This is a genomic window from Dongia deserti (genome assembly GCF_003574735.1).
Lineage (GTDB): Bacteria > Pseudomonadota > Alphaproteobacteria > Dongiales > Dongiaceae > Dongia_A > Dongia_A deserti.
In genome coordinates this window covers 317,616-336,473 of the sequence record NZ_QORW01000001.1, presented here as the reverse complement: position 1 = coordinate 336,473, position 18,858 = coordinate 317,616, and the positions used below count along the sequence as shown (strand labels likewise).

Genomic DNA, 18,858 nt, shown 5'->3' with positions numbered 1-18,858 from the left:
ATGGGCAAGACCATCGTGTTATTTCCGGAGGCCGCCTTCGGCCCGGCGCTCAATTGCGTCGGCATCGCGCAGCAGCTGAAGAAGGACGGGCACAACCCCGTCTTCGTCTGCGACAAGGGCTTCAAGGGCGTGTTCGAGAAATACGGGTTCGAAGAGAACCTGGTCGACATGTCCGGCGGCATGTCGGACGAGGAAATCGCCAAGTTCTGGGCAAATTTCATCGCCGAGAAGAAGCCGCATTTCCGGCTCTCGCCCATCGACCAGCTCCCGACCTATGTCATCCCGGTGTGGGAGGCGATTGTCGACTCAGCGATCATCGCGGAAGACGGCCTCAACGCGCACCTGCAGCGCATCAAGCCGGACCTGGTCGCGGTCGACAACGTGATCCTGTTCCCGGCGATCAAGCGCGCAGGCTGCCCCTGGGTGCGCATCATCTCCTGCTCGGAGAACGAAGTGCCGGATCCCGATATCCCGCCGCACCTGTCGGGGTGCCACGAGAACGACAAGGCCGGATTCAAGGCGTTCGAAGACCGTTTTCTGGAGCTGGTGAAGCCGACCCATGCGCGATTCAACGAGTTCCTGGCCAAGGTCGGCCATGAGCCTTATCCGCTTGGCCAGTTCTTCGAGACCTCTCCCTATGTCAATCTGCTGCTCTATCCGAAGCCGCTGGCCTTCAAGCGACGCCATCCGCTGGACCCGAAGAAGTTCCAGTATCTGGAAGGTTGCGTGCGCGACGAGGGCACTTACCAGATTCCGACCTTCAATGCCAACAACGACAAGCCGCTGATCTATGTCAGCTACGGTTCGCTCGGCGCGGCAGACGTCGATCTCTATCAGCGCATGATCGGTGTGTTTGCCAAGCTGCCGTACCGGTTCCTGATGAATGTCGGCGACTATATCGGCGAGTACAAGGACGTGCCGCCGAACGTGCATCTGGAATCCTGGTATCCGCAGCCGGCGGTCATTCCGCACGTCGATCTCTTTATCCATCACGGCGGCAACAACAGCTTCAACGAGGCGCTCTATTTCGGGAAGCCTGCCCTCATCATGCCGTTCTGCTGGGACGGCTTGGACAATGCTGCGCGCATCCACGACACCGGCTACGGCGACCAGCTACCGCGCTACAGCTGGACGGACGAGGAGCTGGCCAATACCATCGGGCGGCTCATCGGCGATCAACCGATGAAGAAGCGGCTGGCAGACGTCTCGCGCCACATGCAATCGGCCAAGGGCACGGAAAAGGCCGCGCGCATCCTCAGCGAGGTCGCGACCAAGGGGACCTTCAATCCGTGACCGATAGCCTGAAGAGCTCGGCGCCGCACATCTATGACGCTGTGTGGTTCCCCGACCTCGCGGATTGGGGCGAGCAACCGAAGTGCACGGGGGGGCCGTCGAGATCATCCGGGCGCCTGTTGTTCAAAGGCCCGAACAACGAGCCGGAGACGGGTGTCTGGGTCTGCACGCCCGGCACCTGGCCTCTCATCATTCCGCGTGATGAGTTCTGCCATTTCATCGCCGGTCGGGCGACCTACCGGCGCGATAATGGCGAGGTGATCGAGGTTCGGTCCGGCACCTGCGTGCATTTCACAGCAGGCTGGACCGGCACTTGCACCGTTCATGAGACCATGCGCAACGTCTACATGCTGCGCTGAAGGAGTAGTTGATGACCACACCAGTTCTCTACGACCCGAAGGACGCGACCGAGCTCAAGGATTGGGGCCCGATCCCGACCATGATCGAGGGCCGCTCCATGACCTCCGGCGTGCTGCTGCACAAGGGACCGAACGGCGAGAACGAAAGCGGCATTTGGGTCTGCACGCCGGGCTACTGGCGCTGCGAAGTCACGCGCGACGAGTTCTGTCATTTCCTGCTCGGCCGCTGTACTTATACGCATGAATCCGGCGAGGTGATCGAGATCAAGCCGGACACCATCGCCTTTTTCCCGCAGGGCTGGAAGGGCACCTGCCGGGTGCATGAGACGATTCGCAAGGTCTATATGATCCGATGAGATTCGATCCCTTCGCCGCGCAGATCTTCGTTGCAGGCGGCTACCGCACCGCTCCTGGCGCGAAGACGCAAGACGTGATCAATCCCGCCGACCTGAGTGTGGCGGGCAAGATCGCGCTGTGCGAAGCGCGGCATACCAGTCCTCCCCTGGAGGCCGCGCAGATCGCGCAGAGGGCCTGGGCTGCATTGGATGCCAAGAGCCGCGCCGCAGCCCTGCATCGCTGCGCCGACGCGATGGAAGCGAACGCGCAAGGGCCGGTCGCGGAGCTGATGACCCGCGAGATGGGGAAGCCCTACACCGAGGCGGTGGGCGAGTTGCTGAACGTCGGATCCATCTTCCGCTACTTCGCGGAAATCGTGCGAGACGATGCCGGCTTCCTGGCGGGACCGACGTCGCCGGGCTCATTGCAGTACGCCAGATATTTCCCGTACGGCATCAGCGCCCATATCCTGCCCTTCAATTTCCCGATCATCCTGATGGCCTTCACAGCGGCGGCCTCGCTTGCAGCCGGTAACGCGGTGGTGATCAAGCCGGCGCCGGCCACATCGCTCTGCACGCTCAAGTTCATGGAGCATTTCGCGAGCCTGCCGCCGGGGCTGGTGTCCTGCCTGACCGGCGGTGCCGAGGCGGCACAGGCATTGATCGCCGACGAGCGCGTGAAGGTGGTCGCCTTCACCGGCAGCGTCGAAGCGGGTCAGAAAGTGGCCGCAGCTTGCGGCGAGCGGCTGAAGCCGTGCGTGATCGAAGCGGGTGGCAGCGATCCCTTGATCGTGATGGACAGCGTTGATCCGGATGTCGCTGCGGCGGCAGCGGTGACAGCGGCGTTCCATCTCTCCGGCCAGGTCTGCACCGCAACCGAGCGCATCCTGGTGCATGAAGCGGTGCACGATGCTTTCGTCGGTCGCATGGTGGCGCGCACCCGCGCGCTGCGGGTGGGGCCCGGCCTCACCAATGTGGAGATCGGCCCGCTGGTCAGCGGGGCCGCGCGGGACAAGGTGACGAGCCTGGTGGAGCAGGCGGTGGCGCAAGGTGCCAAGGTCGCCTGCGGCGGGAAGGTTCCTGCCGAGCATAATGTCGGCTGGTTCTACGAGCCGACGGTCCTCACCAACGTGACTCCCGACATGGCGATCGTGCGCGCAGAGTTGTTCGGCCCGGTTGCGCCGATCATCAAGGTGCGCTCGTTCGACGAGGCGGTCACGCTGGCGAACGCGTCGCGTTATGGCCTGGGTGCGGCGATCTATACCAACCGCCTGGATGAAGCCATGGCCGCTACCGAGCGCCTGGAAGCCGGCATGGTGTGGGTCAACAATGTGCTGGGCGACAATGACGCGCTGCCGTTCGGCGGTTGGAAGGCAAGCGGCATGGGTCGTGCGCTCAGCCGCCTTGGCCTCAATGCCTTCCGCCAATCCAAGATGGTGATGCTGGATCCCAAGGCGGAGCTGCAGGGCTGGTGGTATCCCTACTCCGATGCGTTCTTCAAGGAGCGCGGCGGGGACAGGCTCGGCTAAGCCACCGTCCTGCGGTAGCGCAATAGAGCCAGCGCCATCGCCGCCAGCATGAAGGCGGCGATCGGCCAGAGGTTCGGCCACACCTCGTACGGCGCGTTCCCCTTCAGCATCACGCCGCGGATGATGCGCAGGAAATGCGTGAGCGGCAGAACTTCGCCGATCCACTGTGCCCATTCCGGCATGCCGCGGAAGGGGAACATGAATCCGGACAGCAGCAGAGAGGGAAGGAAATAGAAGAAGGAGAGCTGCATCGCCTGCATCTGGCTCTTGGCCAGGGTCGAAAAGGTGAAGCCGACCGACAGGTTCGCCGCGATGAAGAAGATCGCCGATCCGAACAACAGCGGCAGCGAGCCGATCACCGGCACGTCGAACAGGTAGTGCGCGGCCAGGATGATGATGGTGACCTGCACATAGCCGACGAAGATGTAGGGCGCGATTTTGCCCAGCATCACTTCGACAGGCCGGATCGGCATGGCGAGCAGGTTCTCCATCGTGCCGCGCTCCTGCTCCCGCGTCATGGCAAGGCCTGTCATCATCACCATGGTCATGGTGAGAACGACGCCCATCAAGCCGGGCACGATGTTGAATTGGGTGATGCCTTCCTCGTTGTAGCGGCGGTGGATCTGCAGGTCGAATGGCGGCGGCGCATTCTTGAGAGAAGCCAGCGGCCCTTTGAGATCGTGATCCAGCGCCGTGTCATTCAGGCTGATGAGGGCGGAGATCGCGTTGCTGGTGGCGGCGGGATCGGTCGCATCCGCCTCGACCAGCAGGGTCGGCCGGTCGCCACGGATCAGGTCGCGCGTAAAGTCGACGGGAATGGTGACCACGAACTGCACGTCCCCTAGCCGCAGCAGCTCGTCGGCGCGTGCTTCGCTCACCGGCGATTCGACGATGCGGAAATAGGCGGAGTTCTGCAAAGCCGTGACGATCGAGCGGGCAAATGGCGAGGAATCGCCCATTACCACCGCGGTCGGCAGCGACTTGGGATCCGAATTGATGGCATAGCCAAACAGGATGAGCTGCATCAGCGGCACGCCCACCATCATGGCGAAGGTGATGCGGTCGCGCCGCATCTGCACGAACTCCTTGATGAAGACGGCGAGGAAGCGGCGCCAGAGCATAGATCAGGCCGCCCGCGGATCGTTCTCGGCGCGCGCAACGAGGTCGATGAACACGTCTTCGAGATTGGGTTCCGTGCGCTGCCAGGTCAGCATCGGATCGCTGCGGTATGGCGCGATCGCCCGCTCCAGCGCCGCCGCATCGCGCCCGCCGACATGCAGCCCCGCGCCGAACGCCGCCACGGCGTCGATTCCCGGCTTGCCGCTCAGGTCCTGCGACAAGGTCGCAATGCGCGCACCGTCCCCTTTGGCCGCTACGGCCCAGGTGGTCAGGCCCGCTTCCGCAATCACCTGGTGGATCGACCCGTAGGTGAGCAATCGCCCGTAGGCGATGTAGACAATCTCATGGCAGCGCTCCGCCTCGTCCATGTAGTGGGTCGAGACCAGAACGGTGATGCCCTGCGCCGCCATGGCGTGGATCTGGTCCCAGAAATCGCGCCGCGCCTTGGGATCGACGCCGGCAGTCGGCTCGTCGAGCAGCAGCAGTTCCGGCTCGTGCAGCAGGCAGGCGGCCAGCGCCAGGCGCTGCTTCCAGCCGCCCGACAGGGCACCCGCCAGCTGATTGCGACGATGATGCAATCCAAGCCGTTCCAGCGACGCTTCCACCCGTTCGTTGCGGCGATCGAGGCCGTAAACCCGCGCGGTGAATTGCAGGTTCTCCTGGATGGTCAGGTCTTCATAGAGGCCGAACTTCTGTGTCATGTAGCCGATATGGCGCTTGATCTGGTCGGTCTCGCGGATCACGTCATAGCCGAGGCACGTGCCGCTGCCGGAATCCGGCTTCAGCAATCCGCACAGCATGCGGATGCTCGTCGTCTTGCCGCTTCCATTGGGGCCGAGAAAGCCGCAGATCTGCCCGCGTGCCACCCGCAAGGTCAGATCGTGCACGACCGTCTTGCCGTCGAAGCTCTTGCTCAGGCCCTGGACGTCGATGGCGAGAGTCATGAGCCCGTACCCTGCGCCACCGGTTGGCCACTTGGCGCCGCGGGCAACGGCCTGACATCGACCGGCAGTCCCGGATGCCAAGGCTGGTTCAGATCGTCGGGCCTCGCCTCCACCAGGAACACCAGCTTCTCCCGCCGTCTCAGGCTGTAGATGACGGGTGGCGTGAACTCGGCCGTGCGCGCGATGAAGGTGATGGTGGCGGTCAGGTTCGGCGGACACGAATCGCAGGAAACGGCGAGCTTCTGGCCGACGGCAATGGTCGCGAGCGCCGGCTCCGGCACGAAAAAGCGCAGCTTCACCTTGTCGGGTGTAAGCAGGCTTACGATGCCCTGGCCGGCACTCGCAGTCTCGCCTGCGCGGAAGAACACGTCCTCGACACGTGCCGCCGCCGGCGCCCTTTCCTGCCGCCGCGACAACCGCCACGCCGCGTCGGCGAGCGCGGCCTTGCGTGCCTCGACCAGCCTTTCCGCGGCCGCAATCTTGTCGATGCGCGCGGGCAGCTTCGCTTCGGCCAAGCGCGCTTCATATTCGGCGATGTTGCCGCGATCGGCCAGGATGGCGGACTTCGCCTCGTCCAGCTCTTCCTCGCCGATGATGCTGCCTTTGACCATTTTTTCGCGGCGGGCCAGGCGCGGCACCGACAAGGCGAGCGAAGCGCGGGCCTTGTCCAGCTGCGCCTGGATGATGGCGAGGTCTTCCGGTCGATCGCCTTTCCGCAGGTCGGCAAGATCGGCTTCGGCCTGCGCCAGTTCCGCGGCGGCCTGGTTGCGCGCCGCACGTTCGGCGTCGTCCTCGAGCGTGAACAAGGGTTGGCCAGCTTGAACCTGATCTCCGCGCTCGACAGCAAGCGCGATGATTCGTCCGGTTTCGAGCGGTGCGACATAGGTGTATTCGGCTTCGACATAGCCCTGCCACGTGTCGGTGTCGGGCCGGTCGCAGCCGCCGATAACGATCAGCAGGGCAAATGCGGTCACAACACGCAGTGCGGTCATGATGACCTCCTTTTTCGCCGTGCCGGCGTCGCCAGGCCGCGCAGAAGAATGTCGCGATGCTGCCGGATCAGTGCGTCGGGAGCGAAGGGACTCGGAGCGTGGCGCGCAAAGGTGTGACGCCAGATCACGGAGAGAATGAGCGGTGCCACAATGCACTTGGCCGTGAGGTCCGGATCAACTTGACGAAACTCACCGCCGTCGATTCCGCGGCGGACCAGCGCGGTCAACTGCGTCAAGGCCGGCCCGATGACCTCGGCGAGGTAGAAGACCGCGAGCTCTGGAAAATTTCCGGACTCGCTGATGACCAGCTTCGGAATGGCGGAGCGGCGTGGATCGTTGGCTATCGCGACCATCTGGTCCAGGAAGATGTCGAGGGCGACACGCGCACTGTCGCTGGCGCGTGCGCGGTCGCCGACATCGCGGATGGTGGTCACCAGAGTCTGGCGGATGACTTCCTTGAACAGTTCCGCCTTGTTGTCGAAGTAGCGGTAGAGCAGTCCCTTGGAGATGCCGGCCGCCGTCGCGACGTCGTCCAGTTTCGTGGAGGCGAAGCCCTTCGCCACAAACACCGTGAGCGCGGCGTCCAGGATCTCCCGCGGCCGGTCGGCAGCACGCCGGCGCCAGCGCGGCGCAGGATCTTCCAAAGCAGTAGCGGCTTGTCTGTTGGTGCGGGCCATGACGGCGATTATCCGCCGCGTCGGCCATGTGAGTCAATAATTAACTGACTGGTCAGTTAATTATCTTAGCAAGCCGGTGAGCTGCTCAACGAAGCCGCTCGCCGGGTCGATACGTGCCTGACAAGCCTCGAAAAAGTGGCTTGATGCAGCCGCGGCAGAATCTCGCTTGCAGCCGCCTCGGGAGCCTGAAATCATGAGCCGTCAGGAAAAAATGGCCGCGGTCCGCCGGCGTCCATCCGCATCCCGGCCCGTGGCCCTAAAGTCCAGGGAGGGACGGAATCATGGCAGGCAGAGCACCTTCGGCGCCTCGTTGCGCCGCAATTGTCGGACCCTACTCCAGCGGCAAGACGTCGCTGCTCGAAAGCCTGCTGCACGTTGCGGGCGTCCTCTCCAAGAAAGGCAATGCCAAGGACAAGACCCTGCTGGGCGACAGCTCTGCAGAAGCGCGCGCCCGCGGCCTGTCTGTCGAAACGACGGCTGCGCAGGCGGAATTCCTGGGCGAACGGTGGACGTTCCTGGATTGCCCCGGCGCGGTCGAGCTGGGGCAGGACATGCGCAATGCGGTGCTGGCGGCCGATATCGCGATCGTGGTGGCCGAACCGCAGACGGAAAAGGCTCTGACTCTGGCGCCGATCTTCAAGTTCCTTGATGACAACAAGGTTCCACACATTCTTTTCGTCAATAAGATGGACAGCTCCGACCTGCGCGTGCGCGACGTTATGGAAGCGCTGCAGGCGGTCTCCGCCCGGCCGCTGGTGCTGCGGCAGGTGCCGATCCGCGAAGAGGGTAAGAACGGCGACGTGGTCACCGGGTATGTCGATCTCGTCAGCGAGCGTGCCTATCGCTATCACCCCGGCCAGGCGTCCGACCTTATCAAGCTGCCGGAGGACATGCTGCCGCGCGAGCAGGAAGCGCGCGAGCAAATGCTGGAGCATCTCGCCGATTTCGACGACCAGCTTCTGGAGCAACTGCTAAGCGACGCAGTCCCAAGCAAGGACGCGATCTATCAGCAGCTCAGCAAAGATCTAGCACAGGATCTGATCGTGCCCGTGCTGATGGGCGCAGCGGAGCAAGATTACGGCGTACGTCGCCTGCTCAAGGCGTTGCGCCATGACGTGCCGGGACCAGAAGCGGTACGCGATCGCTTGGGTCTTGCCGATGAAACGCCGGCTGTGGTCGTGTTCAAGACCTATCACCAACCTCACAGCGGCAAGGTGGCTCTGGCGCGCGTGCTGTCGGGCCAAATCTCGGATGGCCAGACCTTGGGCGGCCAGCGCATTGGCGCGCTGCTGCGGCCGAAGGGCAACGGCTTCGACAAGATCACCAATGCAGGCGCTGGCGAAGTCGTCGGCCTTGGCCGCATGGATGCAATCAAGACCGGCGATGCGCTCACGGCGAGTGGCAAGGTGCCGGAGGGCTTCAAGTGGCCCGAGGCGCTGACCCCGCTTTACGCGTTGGCGGTGGACGTGGAGAACCGCAATGACGAGGTGAAGCTGACGGCGGCCCTTGCCAAGCTGGCGGAGGAAGATCCATCCCTGCGTTTCGGGCATGACCCGGATACGCATGAATTGCTGCTGCAGGGGCAGGGTGACATCCATCTCCAGATCGCGTTGGAGAGACTGAAGCTGCGCTACAACCTGCCGGTCAAGTCGCGCCGGCCGCAGGTCAGCTACAAGGAAACCATCCGCGCCAACATCAAGCAGCATGCGCGCTTCAAGCGCCAATCGGGGGGCCATGGCCAGTTCGGGGATGTGCATGTCGAAGTCTGGCCGCTCGATCGCGGTCAGGGGTTCGAATTCCAGGACCGGGTGGTCGGAGGCGCAGTGCCTCGGCAATTCATCGGCTCGGTCGAGGAAGGCATCCGCGAGTATCTGAGCCGCGGTCCGCTCGGGTTCCCGGTCGTGGATGTCGCAGTCGCTCTCTATGACGGCCAGTACCATTCAGTCGACAGTTCCGATCAGGCCTTCAAGACCGCGGCACGGATGGCGATGCAGGAGGCGATGCCGAAATGCCATCCCATTCTGCTGGAGCCGATCTATGCGGTTGATGTTTCGGCTCCTGCCAGCCTGACGTCCCGCATCCATTCGCTGGTCACAAGCCGACGCGGCCAGATCCTGCAGATCAAGAACAAGCCGGACTGGGATGGTTGGGAAGTGGTCGAGTGCCTGATGCCACAGTCGGAGCTTCAGGATCTTGTGATCGAGCTACGATCTTTGACCTATGGTGTGGGTAACTTCGCCTATCGTTTCGACCATTTGCAGGAACTAACCGGGCGGCTCGCCGATAAGGTCATAGAGCAGCGCCAGACCGTGGCAGCCAGATGATGCGACTCACATATAGGTGAGCGCATTTCGCAAAAGTGGCTTGGCGTGCAGATGCGCTGCAATTGTAAGATGCACGCTGGAAAGGACCACAAGTGACTGCGCGCAGTAACCACAGCAGGGTGCGATACCGAACAGCAGCGCTGGCACTGCTGCTTGCCGGCGCGTTCACGTCTGCTCAGGTCGTCGCCAACATTATCTGGGCTGCTCCCGCTTTTGCCGAAGCCGGTGGCAAAGGCAACGGGGGCGGGGGCGGCGGTGGTGGTGGCGGCGGTGGTGGTGGCGGCGGCGGAAAAGGTGGTGGAAACGCTGGTGGCGGCGGTAATGCTGGTGGCGGCGGTAATGCCGGTGGCGGCGGTAATGCCGGTGGTGGCGGAAACGCTGGTGGGAATAGCGGGGGCAATAGTGGCGGGAACGCCGGAGGCGGAAACGCCGGCGGGAATAGCGGTGGAAACGCCGGTGGAGGAAATGCTGGCGGCAACAGCGGGGGAAACGGCGACAGTGCTGCGGGGGGCGGGAATCCGGGCGCGGCCGCGAAGTCGGTAGACGGGACCTCACCGGAGACAACGACCGAGGACACCAATTCCGCGCTCAGCCTGCGCGAAGCGGGTGAGATCAAGCCGCTTGGTGACTTGTATAAGGTCGCCGAGCAGCAGCTGAACGGCGAAGTGATCGATGCCAAGCTGGTCGGTACGACGGCGGACGGCTGGTCTTATGATCTGCGGGTCATCACGCGAGATGGCCATGTGCGCCAGGCCCGATATGATGCGTCCACCTTGGCCCTGCGTTCACTGGACGGCCAGCCGATCGAGTGACCCGATGGTCGGTCCCTAAACCGCGGCACCTGCGTCACACTCGTCGCGGAGTACGGGAATAGACGACCTATCTACTTAACCGATAATTAACTGACAAATGGCGGACCTATGCCAAGCAGTGTTACGCTGGGCGGCCGCCGATTCATGGCTGGTTCAGCTTGGAAAGGGTAGAAATCGGGCGAACGGAAAGGATCTGTCCGTAACGATGCTTCGTACCCAGAGCAAAAGGCCGCTCGGCAGACTGGCGCTGGTCGCACTGCTGTCTGCGTGTTTTGTTGCCGGCGAGGTCGCTCTCACCGTGGTGTGGAGTGATCCTGCCTTCGCCGGGAATGGCAAAGGCGGCGGCAATGGCGGCGGAAACGGCAGTGGTGGCAATGCGGGCGGCGGAAACGGCGGTGGTGGCAACGCGGGCGGAAACAGCGGCGGCAATGCCGGCGGCAATAGCGGAAATGCCGGCGGCAACGGCAAGGGCAAAGGCGCTGGCGGCACGCCCTCAAGCGCTGGTTCATCGCCCGCCAGCACGACAGCCAACTCCGCGCTCGGTTTGCGCGAGGCCGGCATTATCCGGCCCCTTGAGGATGTGTACAAAGTTGCGGAGGAGCAGCTCCAGGGCCGGGTCCTTGACGCCGAGCTTGTGGGCAGCACCGTTCACGGCTGGAATTATGATCTGCGCGTCGTGACCGAGGATGGTCATGTGCGCAAGGCGCGCTATGATGCGGCGACCCTTGCATTGCGGGCTTTGGACGGCCAGCCGATCGAGTAACAAAAATGCGCGTTCTGGTGATCGAGGACGATCCCAATTTGAATCGTCAGCTTGGCAGCGCTCTCGATAGCGCTGGCTACGTCGTCGAATCGGCAGTCGACGGCGAGCAGGGTCATTTCCTGGGGGAGACCTCCGATTTCGATGCGGTCGTTCTTGACCTCGGCTTGCCGGGCATGAACGGCATCGACGTGCTGCGTAAATGGCGGTCCGCCGGGCGGACGATGCCGGTGCTGATTCTGACGGCGCGCGATCTGTGGTCCGACAAGGTGGCGGGCATCGATGCCGGCGCCGACGACTACCTCGCGAAACCATTCCACATGGCCGAACTCCTGGCCCGCATTCGCGCTCTGATCCGGCGCAGCACGGGCCGTGCCGATCCAGTCCTGGTCAGCGGTGCCGTCAAGTTCGATACCAGATCCGGCACTGTGACGCGCGACGGCGTGCCGGTGATCTTGACCACGTTCGAGCAGCGGCTGCTGCAATTCCTGATGCACCGCACCGGCCAGATCGTGCCGCGCAGCGAGATCATCGAGCATATCTACGCGCAGGACTTCGATCGCGATTCCAATACCGTCGAGGTGTTCGTCAGGCGCTTGCGCCTGAAGCTTGGTGCCGAGGCGATCGAGACCGTGCGTGGACAGGGCTACCGCATGCCGCAAGCGGACACCACCGGGCGAGAGGAAGCACCGGAAGGCAGCAGTGGACGCGGCGCAGTCGGGACCGACTGACTTGGCGTCTCCTCAGTTTCCGCTGCTTGACCGCAAGTCCCTGACTTTCCGGCTGATCGTAGGAGCCTCGCTGCTCTGCGGCGCGACCTTGCTCGTAGCCTATGTCCTTCTCACGACCTTGTTCGATCTGCATTTGAGGCGCGGGGTCGACGCCGAACTGGTCGACCGGTTGGACGATCTGGCAGCTGGGGTGGAACGCACCGGTGACGGCGGAATTGCGATGGTTCGCCATCCCGACGTACCGAAATACGAACGCCCATTGTCCGGTCAATATTGGCAGGTCGAGGCGGAAGGCCAGCCGCCGATCCGATCCCGCTCGCTGTGGGACGGCCGCCTCCCGGCAGCGACATCGCGCAGCCAACTGGGGCAGATCAGCCTGCGCGAGATCAAAGGGCCGCGTTCGGAGCGGCTGCGCTTGGCGCAGCGGACTTTGCAGTATCCGGCCCCTGCGGCGTACGTCACTTTTTCCGTCGCGGCCGATCTGGCGCCGGCGCTGGCTGCGGCGCGGCAGTTTTCTCGCATCCTCGGCGTCTCGCTGGCAGTGCTCGGAATCGGGCTGGTTTCCGCCGTGGTGCTGCAAGTCCGCGTCGGTCTGCGGCCGCTGGGTGGAATCAAGGCGGCGCTGGCGGCGATCCGGGCGGGCAAGATCCAACGCTTGTCGGACGATGCGCCGACGGAGATTGCTCCGCTCGCACAGGAGCTGAACGCTCTCTTGGATCACCATGGCAGCCTGATCGATCGCGCGCGCGGGCAGGCCGGCGATCTGGCACACGCGCTCAAGACGCCACTCGCGGTGCTGCGCAATGAGCTTGAAAATACGAAGACGCCGGATTGCAAGGTCGCGTTGGAGCAGATCCAGATCATGAGCGATGCCGTCCAGCACCATCTGGCGCGCGCGCAGGCGATCGGCGGCGCGCGCCTCTTGGGCGTGCGTGCGGACGCCGCGCATGCCATCGAAGCGCTGGCACGCACCCTGCCGCGCATGAGCGATCGCGACATCGACGTCGAAGTGCAACTCGCGTCCAAGCCCTTGTGGTTCGCCGGTGAGGCGCAGGATTTGAGCGAGCTGCTCGGCAATCTGCTCGACAATGCGTGCAAATGGGCGTCCGCCAAGGTGCGTATCGTCGCCGCGCGCTCCAATGATCGCTTGAAGGTCGAGATCGGCGACGACGGCCCCGGCATCGCCGTGGAACAGCGCGCCGTGGCGCTGCAGAGGGGAGGGCGGCTGGACGAGCGCAAGCCGGGCAGCGGCCTCGGGCTTACCATTGCGACGGATCTCGCCCAGCTCTATGGCGGCAGCTTGACACTCGGCCAGTCACCGCTCGGCGGGCTCAAGGTGGAATTGGACCTGCCCGCCGCGGACTGACTGCTACTGCGCCTGCACTTTCACATACGAGCCCGGCGCATCTTCGATCGCTTTCAGCTTGCCTGAGCCCGGCGCGCGTGCCGAGATGGTCCCGTCGGAATGCTCCGCAATCCATTCCTGCCATTCCGGCCACCAGGAACCCGGCCGCATCTCGGCCTTCGCCAGCCAGTCGTCCGGGTTCTTTGGAAACTTCTTCAGGCTGGTGTTGGTCCAGTGATTGTATTTGCCGGCTGCCGGCGGATTGACCACGCCCGCGATATGTCCGGAGGCTGCTAGGACGAAGCGCACCGGCCCGGAATAAAGCTGGGTCGCGACGTAAGTGGCCTTCCAAGGCGCGATGTGGTCCTCGCGCGTGGAGAGAATGAAGGTCGGCATCTTCACCTTGGTGAGATCGATCGGCACGCCATTCAGCTCGATTCCGCCCGGCCTGCTCAGCAGGTTGTTCTGATACATAGTCCGCAGATAGAAGCTGTGCATGGCGGCCGGCATGCGCGTCGAATCGGAATTCCAGTAGAGCAGATCGAAGGGGAACGGTTCCTTGCCCAGCAGGTAGTTGTTGATCACGAACGACCAGATCAGGTCGTTGGCGCGCAGCATGTTGAAGGTGTTCGCCATCTCCGCGCCCTCGAGATAGCCGCGCTCGTTCATCTTCTCCTCAAGTGCAGCCAGCTGCTCCTCGTCGATGAAGACAGTGAGCTCGCCCGCTTCCTTGAAATCGACGAGCGTGGTCAGGAACGTCGCGCTCGCGATCCGATCGGCCCCGCCCTGGGCGGCGAGATAGGCAAGCAGGCAAGCCAGCAGCGTGCCGCCGAGGCAGTAGCCGACGACGTTGGCAGTCTTCTCGCCGGTTGCTGCCTCGATCGCGTCGAGCGCCGCAATCGGTCCTTCCAGCAGATAGTCGGAAAAGGTCTTGGCCGCGAGCGTCTCGTCGGGATTGACCCAAGAGATGACGAACACGGTCTGCCCCTGGTCGATCGCCCACTTGATGAACGAGTTCGCCGGTTTGAGGTCGAGGATGTAGTATTTGTTGATCCAGGGGGGAATGATCAGCAACGGCCGCTTCGCGACCTCCTTGGTCGTCGGCGCGTATTGGACCAGCTGAATGAGATCGTTCTGATAGATGACCTTGCCCGCCGTGACGGCGATGTTCCGGCCGACTTCGAAAGCCTCGAGGTCGGTCATCCGGATCTTGAGCTGGCCATTGCCCCGCTCCAAGTCATCGAGCAGATTCTGCAGCCCCTTCACCAGATTTTCGCCGCGGCTCTCCATGGTGGCGCGCAGCACTTCCGGGTTGGTCATCACAAAATTGCTGGGTGCCATCGCATCGACGAACTGGCGCGTGTAGAAATCGATCTTGCGCGCCGTCTTTTCGTCGAGCCCTTCGACGCTCTGCACGGTCGATTGCAGCCAGCGTGCGGTCAGCAGATAGGATTGCTTGACGAAATCGAAGACTTGGTTGTCCTGCCAGGCTGCATCCTTGAAGCGGCGATCATCCTTCGCGGGCGCGATCACGGGGTCGGACTCGTGGCCCATCATGCGCTTGGCGGTGGACTGCCAGAGAGTCATGTAATCCTGCCATAGGGAGAACTGCGCCTCCATGAGCTTGGCGGGATCGCTCATGAAGCGCGCGGTCATTTCCATGAAGGCACGGCCGATCGCCATCGGATCCATGCCTTGCGCGTTCTGGAACTGGTTGCGTTGGACGAAATCGGCGACGAGGCGCTGGGACTGCTCGGCGATCCGCGCCATGGCCTGAGACCAGGCCGCCGGATCCATATGGCCATTTTCCCCGCTTTGTTCGCTCATGCGTCCTCTCAGAATTTCCGTTTTTCTTTCAACGCTTTGACTGCCACAAGCGTTGCGCCGATTTTGCCAATCGACGTAGGCCGATCTTTGCTATAGTAGCGCACGCTCAGGATTCGGCACTAAGTCGTTGAACGGCGGTCGCAAATGACATGCGTATCGCCCGCGACCAAGGTGTCCAGCAGGGAGGATGCTGACTTTATGGTCGTTTCGTTGTCGTCGCGCGGGATCGGCGCTGTAGTCCTCGCCGTCGGCCTGGCGCTGGCCGCCGGCTGTTCGTCCGATAGCGATGTCCCACAGACCACCGTAAGCGCTCCGGACGGCGGTACGAAAGTCAACACCGATACGGGATCCGGCGGCAATTTCCCCGACGTCAATACCGTTCCCACTCAGCGGCCAACCTCCACGATCCAGGACCTGGCCCAGGCGCCCGAGGGGTTGGCAGGTGCGCGGACCGGCACTCAATATGGCGAGGCACTGGTCGGTGGACCGACTTCCTCCGCAGCGCCGCCACCGCCGCCACCGCCACCACCGCAGGAGGAGTTGGCGCCGATTCCGGAGGCTGGAATAAAGACAGAGACGTCGGGTGCCAGTCCGGCGGGCCCATCCACAGCACCAGCCCAAACATATGTGGAGCCGGTCGGATCCGCAGCGCCGGCTGAAATGTCTGCCGCATCGAACGAGCCGATTGCAACGCCGGAGGTCGCGGAGCCTGAGCCGATGGAACCGGTTGCCGGAGCTGCGCCGGCACCGACCGCTCCGGAAGGCCAGATGATTCAGGGCACGACCGCCCAGCCCGCCGCGCCAACGGTGGCGGCACCGCAACCGGCACCGGCTCCGGTGACGACGCCACAGCCGGTGCCATCGCAGCCCCAGGCCGCATTGCCACCCGCTAGCGCGCCGGCGCCATCACCAGCCGCACCACAGCAGGCCCAGCTGCCGGCGAGCGCGCCTGCGTCTGGCTATCGCGCGTCGGCGCCGGAAGCCTACGGAATAACGCCCCCGCAGCCCGTCGCGGCGCCATCTCAGCCGTACAATCCAGCGCCGGCCGCACCAGGCTACGCGAATTACGGCCAGCCGCCCCTCAGCAGGCAACCCTTCGGCTTGATCTATTTCGGCGACGGCTCGTCGGAGGTGCCGTCGGACGGACGAGACGTCCTTAAGCAGATGGCAGACATCCAGCGCGCTTACGGCGGTGTCGTCAATGTCGTCGGCCACGCCAGCATGGGCGGCGGGACCACGGGCTATGAGGCCAACCAGCGCATTTCCGAGGCACGCGCCATCGCAGTGGCACGCCAGCTGATGAGCTACGGTGTACCGCAGAGTGCCATCCGCGCGTCGGCGGTCGGTGCTTCGCAGCCGCTTTATTCCGAAGCAGTGCCGAACGGAGAAGCGGCCAACCGGCGCGTCGAAGTTTATCTTACCGCCTACTGATTCGGGTCTACATGAGAAACAGAGGATGGGTCGGGCAGCCGATCCCCGCCGCAGATGGCTGCTAGCACCGCACCCGACGGACGCGGCGACAACCGGCCGTTGCGCGTGGGCATCGCAGGCCTCGGCACGGTCGGCACCGGCGTTGTGAAACTGCTGGCCGAGAATGCCGAGATCCTGCGGCTGCATTGCCCGCGCGCGATCGAGGTTGTGGCGGTCTCGGCGCGAGACCGGTCGAAGGATCGCGGCATCAACGTCGCAAATGTGCATTGGACCGACGATCCGCTGGCGCTGGCCGACGACCCGAACGTCGATGTCGTGGCGGAGATGATCGGCGGCTCCGACGGTGTGGCGAAGGCGTTGGTCGAGAAGGCGATCGCCAAAGGCAAACACGTCGTCACGGCCAATAAGGCGCTGCTGGCCCATCATGGCACGCAGCTGGCACTGGCGGCGGAGCGGGCAGGCGTCGCGCTGGCCTACGAGGCGGCGGTGGCAGGCGGCATTCCCGTCATCAAGGCGATGCGCGAGGGCTTGGCGGCCAACCGCATTGAGCGGGTCTACGGTATCCTCAACGGCACCTGCAATTACATCCTCACTCAGATGCGCGAGACCGGGCGGGAGTTCGCCGATGTCCTCGTCGAAGCGCAGACGCTGGGCTATGCCGAGGCCGATCCCAGCTTCGATGTGGACGGCGTCGACGCTGCGCACAAGCTCGCCATCCTCACCAGCGTCGCTTTCGGCTGCCAGATCGATTTTCCTGGTGTGCGCATCAGCGGCATCCGCAACGTCTCCGCCATGGACATCGCCTATGCTGACGAGCTCGGCTACAGGATCAAGCTGCTCGGCATCGCACGCCTCACGCCTCATGGAGTGGAGCAGCGCGTGCATGCCTGCATGGTGCCGGTTGGCGCGGTGATCGCGAAGGTCGACGGCGTCTACAACGCCGTCGTCACCGACGGCAATTTCGTCGGCCAGAATGTGGTCATCGGCCGCGGCGCGGGCCAGGGCCCCACCGCCTCTGCCGTGGTCAGCGATCTCATGGATATTGCGCGCGACCGCATCCTGCCAGCCTTCTCGGCGCCGGCTGAGAGCCTGAAGAAGCTTCCCTCGGCACCTCCTGGCAGCCATTTCGGACCGTATTATCTGCGGCTGATGGTGGTCGATCGGCCAGGCGTGATCGCCGATATTGCCGCAGCGTTGCGTGACGAGAATGTGTCTCTGGAGGCGATGATCCAGCGCGCCCGCGGCGACACTGTGCCGGTCGTGTTAACGACGCATGAAACGACGGAGGCGGCGATCCACCGCGTGGTGCGCCGGCTCGGCCACATCGATTCCATCTTGGAACCGCCGCACGTTCTGCCCATTGAACTGCTCGCGTGACGGCGCCCCGGCGCCGCGCGATCCGCAACAGGGAGTGCACTCATGGACCGAAATCTCGCCTTGGAAGCCGTTCGCGTGACCGAAGCGGCAGCGCTGGCCGCCTCGCGCCTGATGGGACGCGGCGATGAGAAGGCCGCCGATCAAGCCGCCGTCGATGCCATGCGGTCGGCGCTCAACAGCCTTGCCATCGAAGGCACGGTGGTGATCGGCGAGGGCGAGCGTGACGAAGCGCCAATGCTTTATATCGGCGAGAAGGTGGGCGCCGGTGGGCCCAAGATCGATATCGCCCTCGATCCCCTCGAAGGGACGACCATCACCGCGAAGGGCGGCTCCAACGCCTTGGCGGTTGTGGCCATGGCGGAGGAGGGTGGGTTCCTTAACGCGCCAGATGTCTACATGGACAAGATCGCGATCGGGCCTGGCCTGCCCGACAACGTCGTCGATCTCGACGGCGGGCCGGAAGAGAATCTTCGGCAACTCGCAAAAGCGAAGCGGATGGAGATCGCCGATCTGGTCGCTTGCATCCTCGACCGCCCTCGGCACACTGAGCTGATCTCGCGTGTGCGCGCGGCGGGCGCGCGCATCATGCTGATCTCGGATGGCGACGTGTCCGGCGTCATCTCCACGGCGCGGCCGGACAGCGGCGTAGACATCTATATGGGTTCCGGCGGCGCGCCCGAGGGCGTGCTGGCGGCCGCCGCCCTGCGCTGCATCGGCGGGCAGATGCAGGGCCGGCTGCTGTTCCGCAACGATGATGAGAAGGGCCGCGCCCGGCGCCTCGGTATCACCGATCTCAATCGCAAATACGGACTGAACGATCTGGCGAAGGGCGACGTGATGTTCGCCGCGACCGGAGTCACCGATGGCGCGATGCTGCCGGGCGTGCGCCGCGGCCCGTATACGGCGACCACGCATTCCATCGTCATGCGTTCCAAATCCGGGACGGTCCGGGTGGTCGAAGCGCAGCACAACTGGAAGATCAAGGCGACCTTGTAGAATCAGC

18 protein-coding genes are annotated in these 18,858 nt (G+C 63.9%); 13 read left to right on the top strand and 5 right to left on the bottom strand.

Annotated elements, in window-relative coordinates:
• Genes DTX69_RS01660 through DTX69_RS01645 form a run of 4 tightly spaced genes read left to right on the top strand, consistent with a single transcriptional unit; the run spans position 1 to position 3,516 of the window.
• On the top strand, positions 1 to 1,293 hold the full coding sequence (locus DTX69_RS01660; RefSeq protein ID WP_284735485.1) for a glycosyltransferase: 1,293 nt from the start codon (positions 1 to 3) through the stop codon (positions 1,291 to 1,293).
• Complete coding sequence (locus DTX69_RS01655) at positions 1,290 to 1,652, top strand: cupin domain-containing protein (protein ID WP_284735484.1); 363 nt, start codon at positions 1,290 to 1,292, stop codon at positions 1,650 to 1,652. Before DTX69_RS01660 ends, DTX69_RS01655 begins: the two co-directional genes overlap by 4 nt.
• 11 nt (positions 1,653 to 1,663) lie before the next feature.
• Entirely contained in the window at positions 1,664 to 2,008 is a 345-nt protein-coding gene (locus DTX69_RS01650) for a cupin domain-containing protein (RefSeq protein ID WP_119299741.1), read from the top strand.
• A complete protein-coding gene (locus DTX69_RS01645) occupies positions 2,005 to 3,516 on the top strand; it encodes an aldehyde dehydrogenase family protein (protein WP_119299740.1) in 1,512 nt (503 codons plus the stop codon). Before DTX69_RS01650 ends, DTX69_RS01645 begins: the two co-directional genes overlap by 4 nt.
• On the opposite strand, the gene DTX69_RS01640 is transcribed toward DTX69_RS01645, so the two are convergent.
• Genes DTX69_RS01640 through DTX69_RS01625 form a run of 4 tightly spaced genes read right to left on the bottom strand, consistent with a single transcriptional unit; the run spans position 3,513 to position 7,248 of the window.
• Positions 3,513 to 4,637 carry an ABC transporter permease gene (locus DTX69_RS01640; protein WP_119299739.1) on the bottom strand — a complete coding sequence of 375 codons (1,125 nt, stop codon included), beginning with the start codon at positions 4,635 to 4,637 and terminating at the stop codon, positions 3,513 to 3,515. The genes DTX69_RS01645 and DTX69_RS01640 overlap by 4 nt on opposite strands.
• Positions 4,638 to 4,640: 3 nt before the next feature.
• A complete protein-coding gene (locus DTX69_RS01635; protein ID WP_119299738.1) occupies positions 4,641 to 5,579 on the bottom strand; it encodes an ABC transporter ATP-binding protein in 939 nt (312 codons plus the stop codon).
• On the bottom strand, positions 5,576 to 6,571 hold the full coding sequence (locus DTX69_RS01630) for an HlyD family secretion protein (RefSeq protein ID WP_119299737.1): 996 nt from the start codon (positions 6,569 to 6,571) through the stop codon (positions 5,576 to 5,578). The genes DTX69_RS01635 and DTX69_RS01630 overlap by 4 nt, the downstream gene beginning before the upstream one ends.
• Positions 6,568 to 7,248: a TetR/AcrR family transcriptional regulator gene (locus tag DTX69_RS01625; protein WP_119299736.1), complete on the bottom strand. Its 681-nt coding sequence runs from the start codon at positions 7,246 to 7,248 to the stop codon at positions 6,568 to 6,570. Before DTX69_RS01625 ends, DTX69_RS01630 begins: the two co-directional genes overlap by 4 nt.
• Positions 7,249 to 7,529: 281 nt before the next feature.
• On the opposite strand from DTX69_RS01625, the gene DTX69_RS01620 reads away from it, so the two are divergent.
• The 6 genes from DTX69_RS01620 to DTX69_RS01595 all read left to right on the top strand — a co-directional run bounded on the left by DTX69_RS01620 (position 7,530) and on the right by DTX69_RS01595 (position 13,241).
• On the top strand, positions 7,530 to 9,572 hold the full coding sequence (locus DTX69_RS01620) for an elongation factor G (RefSeq protein WP_119299735.1): 2,043 nt from the start codon (positions 7,530 to 7,532) through the stop codon (positions 9,570 to 9,572).
• Between the two features lie 225 nt (positions 9,573 to 9,797).
• Entirely contained in the window at positions 9,798 to 10,115 is a 318-nt protein-coding gene (locus tag DTX69_RS30525) for a hypothetical protein (protein ID WP_284735483.1), read from the top strand.
• An 86-nt stretch (positions 10,116 to 10,201) separates the two neighbouring features.
• Positions 10,202 to 10,384, top strand: coding sequence for a hypothetical protein (locus tag DTX69_RS01610; RefSeq protein WP_119299734.1), 183 nt, complete (start codon positions 10,202 to 10,204; stop codon positions 10,382 to 10,384).
• A 205-nt stretch (positions 10,385 to 10,589) separates the two neighbouring features.
• Entirely contained in the window at positions 10,590 to 11,147 is a 558-nt protein-coding gene (locus tag DTX69_RS01605; protein ID WP_119299733.1) for a PepSY domain-containing protein, read from the top strand.
• 5 nt (positions 11,148 to 11,152) lie between these two features.
• Positions 11,153 to 11,875: a response regulator transcription factor gene (locus DTX69_RS01600; protein WP_119299732.1), complete on the top strand. Its 723-nt coding sequence runs from the start codon at positions 11,153 to 11,155 to the stop codon at positions 11,873 to 11,875.
• Position 11,876: 1 nt separating this feature from the next.
• Positions 11,877 to 13,241, top strand: a complete 1,365-nt coding sequence (locus DTX69_RS01595; protein WP_162916505.1) for an ATP-binding protein — start codon at positions 11,877 to 11,879, stop codon at positions 13,239 to 13,241.
• A 3-nt stretch (positions 13,242 to 13,244) separates the two neighbouring features.
• On the opposite strand, the gene phaC is transcribed toward DTX69_RS01595, so the two are convergent.
• Positions 13,245 to 15,047 (bottom strand): class I poly(R)-hydroxyalkanoic acid synthase, encoded by a 1,803-nt coding sequence (phaC, locus tag DTX69_RS01590; protein ID WP_119299730.1) that lies wholly within the window; start codon positions 15,045 to 15,047, stop codon positions 13,245 to 13,247.
• A gap of 198 nt (positions 15,048 to 15,245) precedes the next feature.
• Between phaC and DTX69_RS29920 the strand changes: the two genes are divergently transcribed.
• Genes DTX69_RS29920 through glpX form a run of 3 tightly spaced genes read left to right on the top strand, consistent with a single transcriptional unit; the run spans position 15,246 to position 18,851 of the window.
• Entirely contained in the window at positions 15,246 to 16,478 is a 1,233-nt protein-coding gene (locus DTX69_RS29920) for an OmpA family protein (RefSeq protein WP_162916504.1), read from the top strand.
• A gap of 54 nt (positions 16,479 to 16,532) precedes the next feature.
• Positions 16,533 to 17,855, top strand: coding sequence for a homoserine dehydrogenase (locus DTX69_RS01580; protein WP_119299728.1), 1,323 nt, complete (start codon positions 16,533 to 16,535; stop codon positions 17,853 to 17,855).
• A gap of 42 nt (positions 17,856 to 17,897) precedes the next feature.
• Entirely contained in the window at positions 17,898 to 18,851 is a 954-nt protein-coding gene (gene glpX, locus DTX69_RS01575; RefSeq protein ID WP_119299727.1) for a class II fructose-bisphosphatase, read from the top strand.
• Positions 18,852 to 18,858: the final 7 nt, after the last annotated feature.

Bases quoted from the DNA above. Each gene is read 5' to 3' on its own strand.
- DTX69_RS01600 (WP_119299732.1), top strand. From the start codon at position 11,153: ATGCGCGTTCTGGTGATCGAGGACGATCCCAATTTGAATCGTCAGCTT.
- DTX69_RS01660 (WP_284735485.1), top strand. From the start codon at position 1: ATGGGCAAGACCATCGTGTTATTTCCGGAGGCCGCCTTCGGCCCGGCG.
- DTX69_RS01580 (WP_119299728.1), top strand. From the start codon at position 16,533: ATGGCTGCTAGCACCGCACCCGACGGACGCGGCGACAACCGGCCGTTG.
- DTX69_RS01640 (WP_119299739.1), bottom strand. From the start codon at position 4,637: ATGCTCTGGCGCCGCTTCCTCGCCGTCTTCATCAAGGAGTTCGTGCAG.
- DTX69_RS01605 (WP_119299733.1), top strand. From the start codon at position 10,590: ATGCTTCGTACCCAGAGCAAAAGGCCGCTCGGCAGACTGGCGCTGGTC.
- DTX69_RS01645 (WP_119299740.1), top strand. From the start codon at position 2,005: ATGAGATTCGATCCCTTCGCCGCGCAGATCTTCGTTGCAGGCGGCTAC.
- DTX69_RS01635 (WP_119299738.1), bottom strand. From the start codon at position 5,579: ATGACTCTCGCCATCGACGTCCAGGGCCTGAGCAAGAGCTTCGACGGC.
- DTX69_RS01650 (WP_119299741.1), top strand. From the start codon at position 1,664: ATGACCACACCAGTTCTCTACGACCCGAAGGACGCGACCGAGCTCAAG.
- DTX69_RS01625 (WP_119299736.1), bottom strand. From the start codon at position 7,248: ATGGCCCGCACCAACAGACAAGCCGCTACTGCTTTGGAAGATCCTGCG.
- phaC (WP_119299730.1), bottom strand. From the start codon at position 15,047: ATGAGCGAACAAAGCGGGGAAAATGGCCATATGGATCCGGCGGCCTGG.
- glpX (WP_119299727.1), top strand. From the start codon at position 17,898: ATGGACCGAAATCTCGCCTTGGAAGCCGTTCGCGTGACCGAAGCGGCA.
- DTX69_RS01630 (WP_119299737.1), bottom strand. From the start codon at position 6,571: ATGACCGCACTGCGTGTTGTGACCGCATTTGCCCTGCTGATCGTTATC.
- DTX69_RS29920 (WP_162916504.1), top strand. From the start codon at position 15,246: ATGGTCGTTTCGTTGTCGTCGCGCGGGATCGGCGCTGTAGTCCTCGCC.
- DTX69_RS01620 (WP_119299735.1), top strand. From the start codon at position 7,530: ATGGCAGGCAGAGCACCTTCGGCGCCTCGTTGCGCCGCAATTGTCGGA.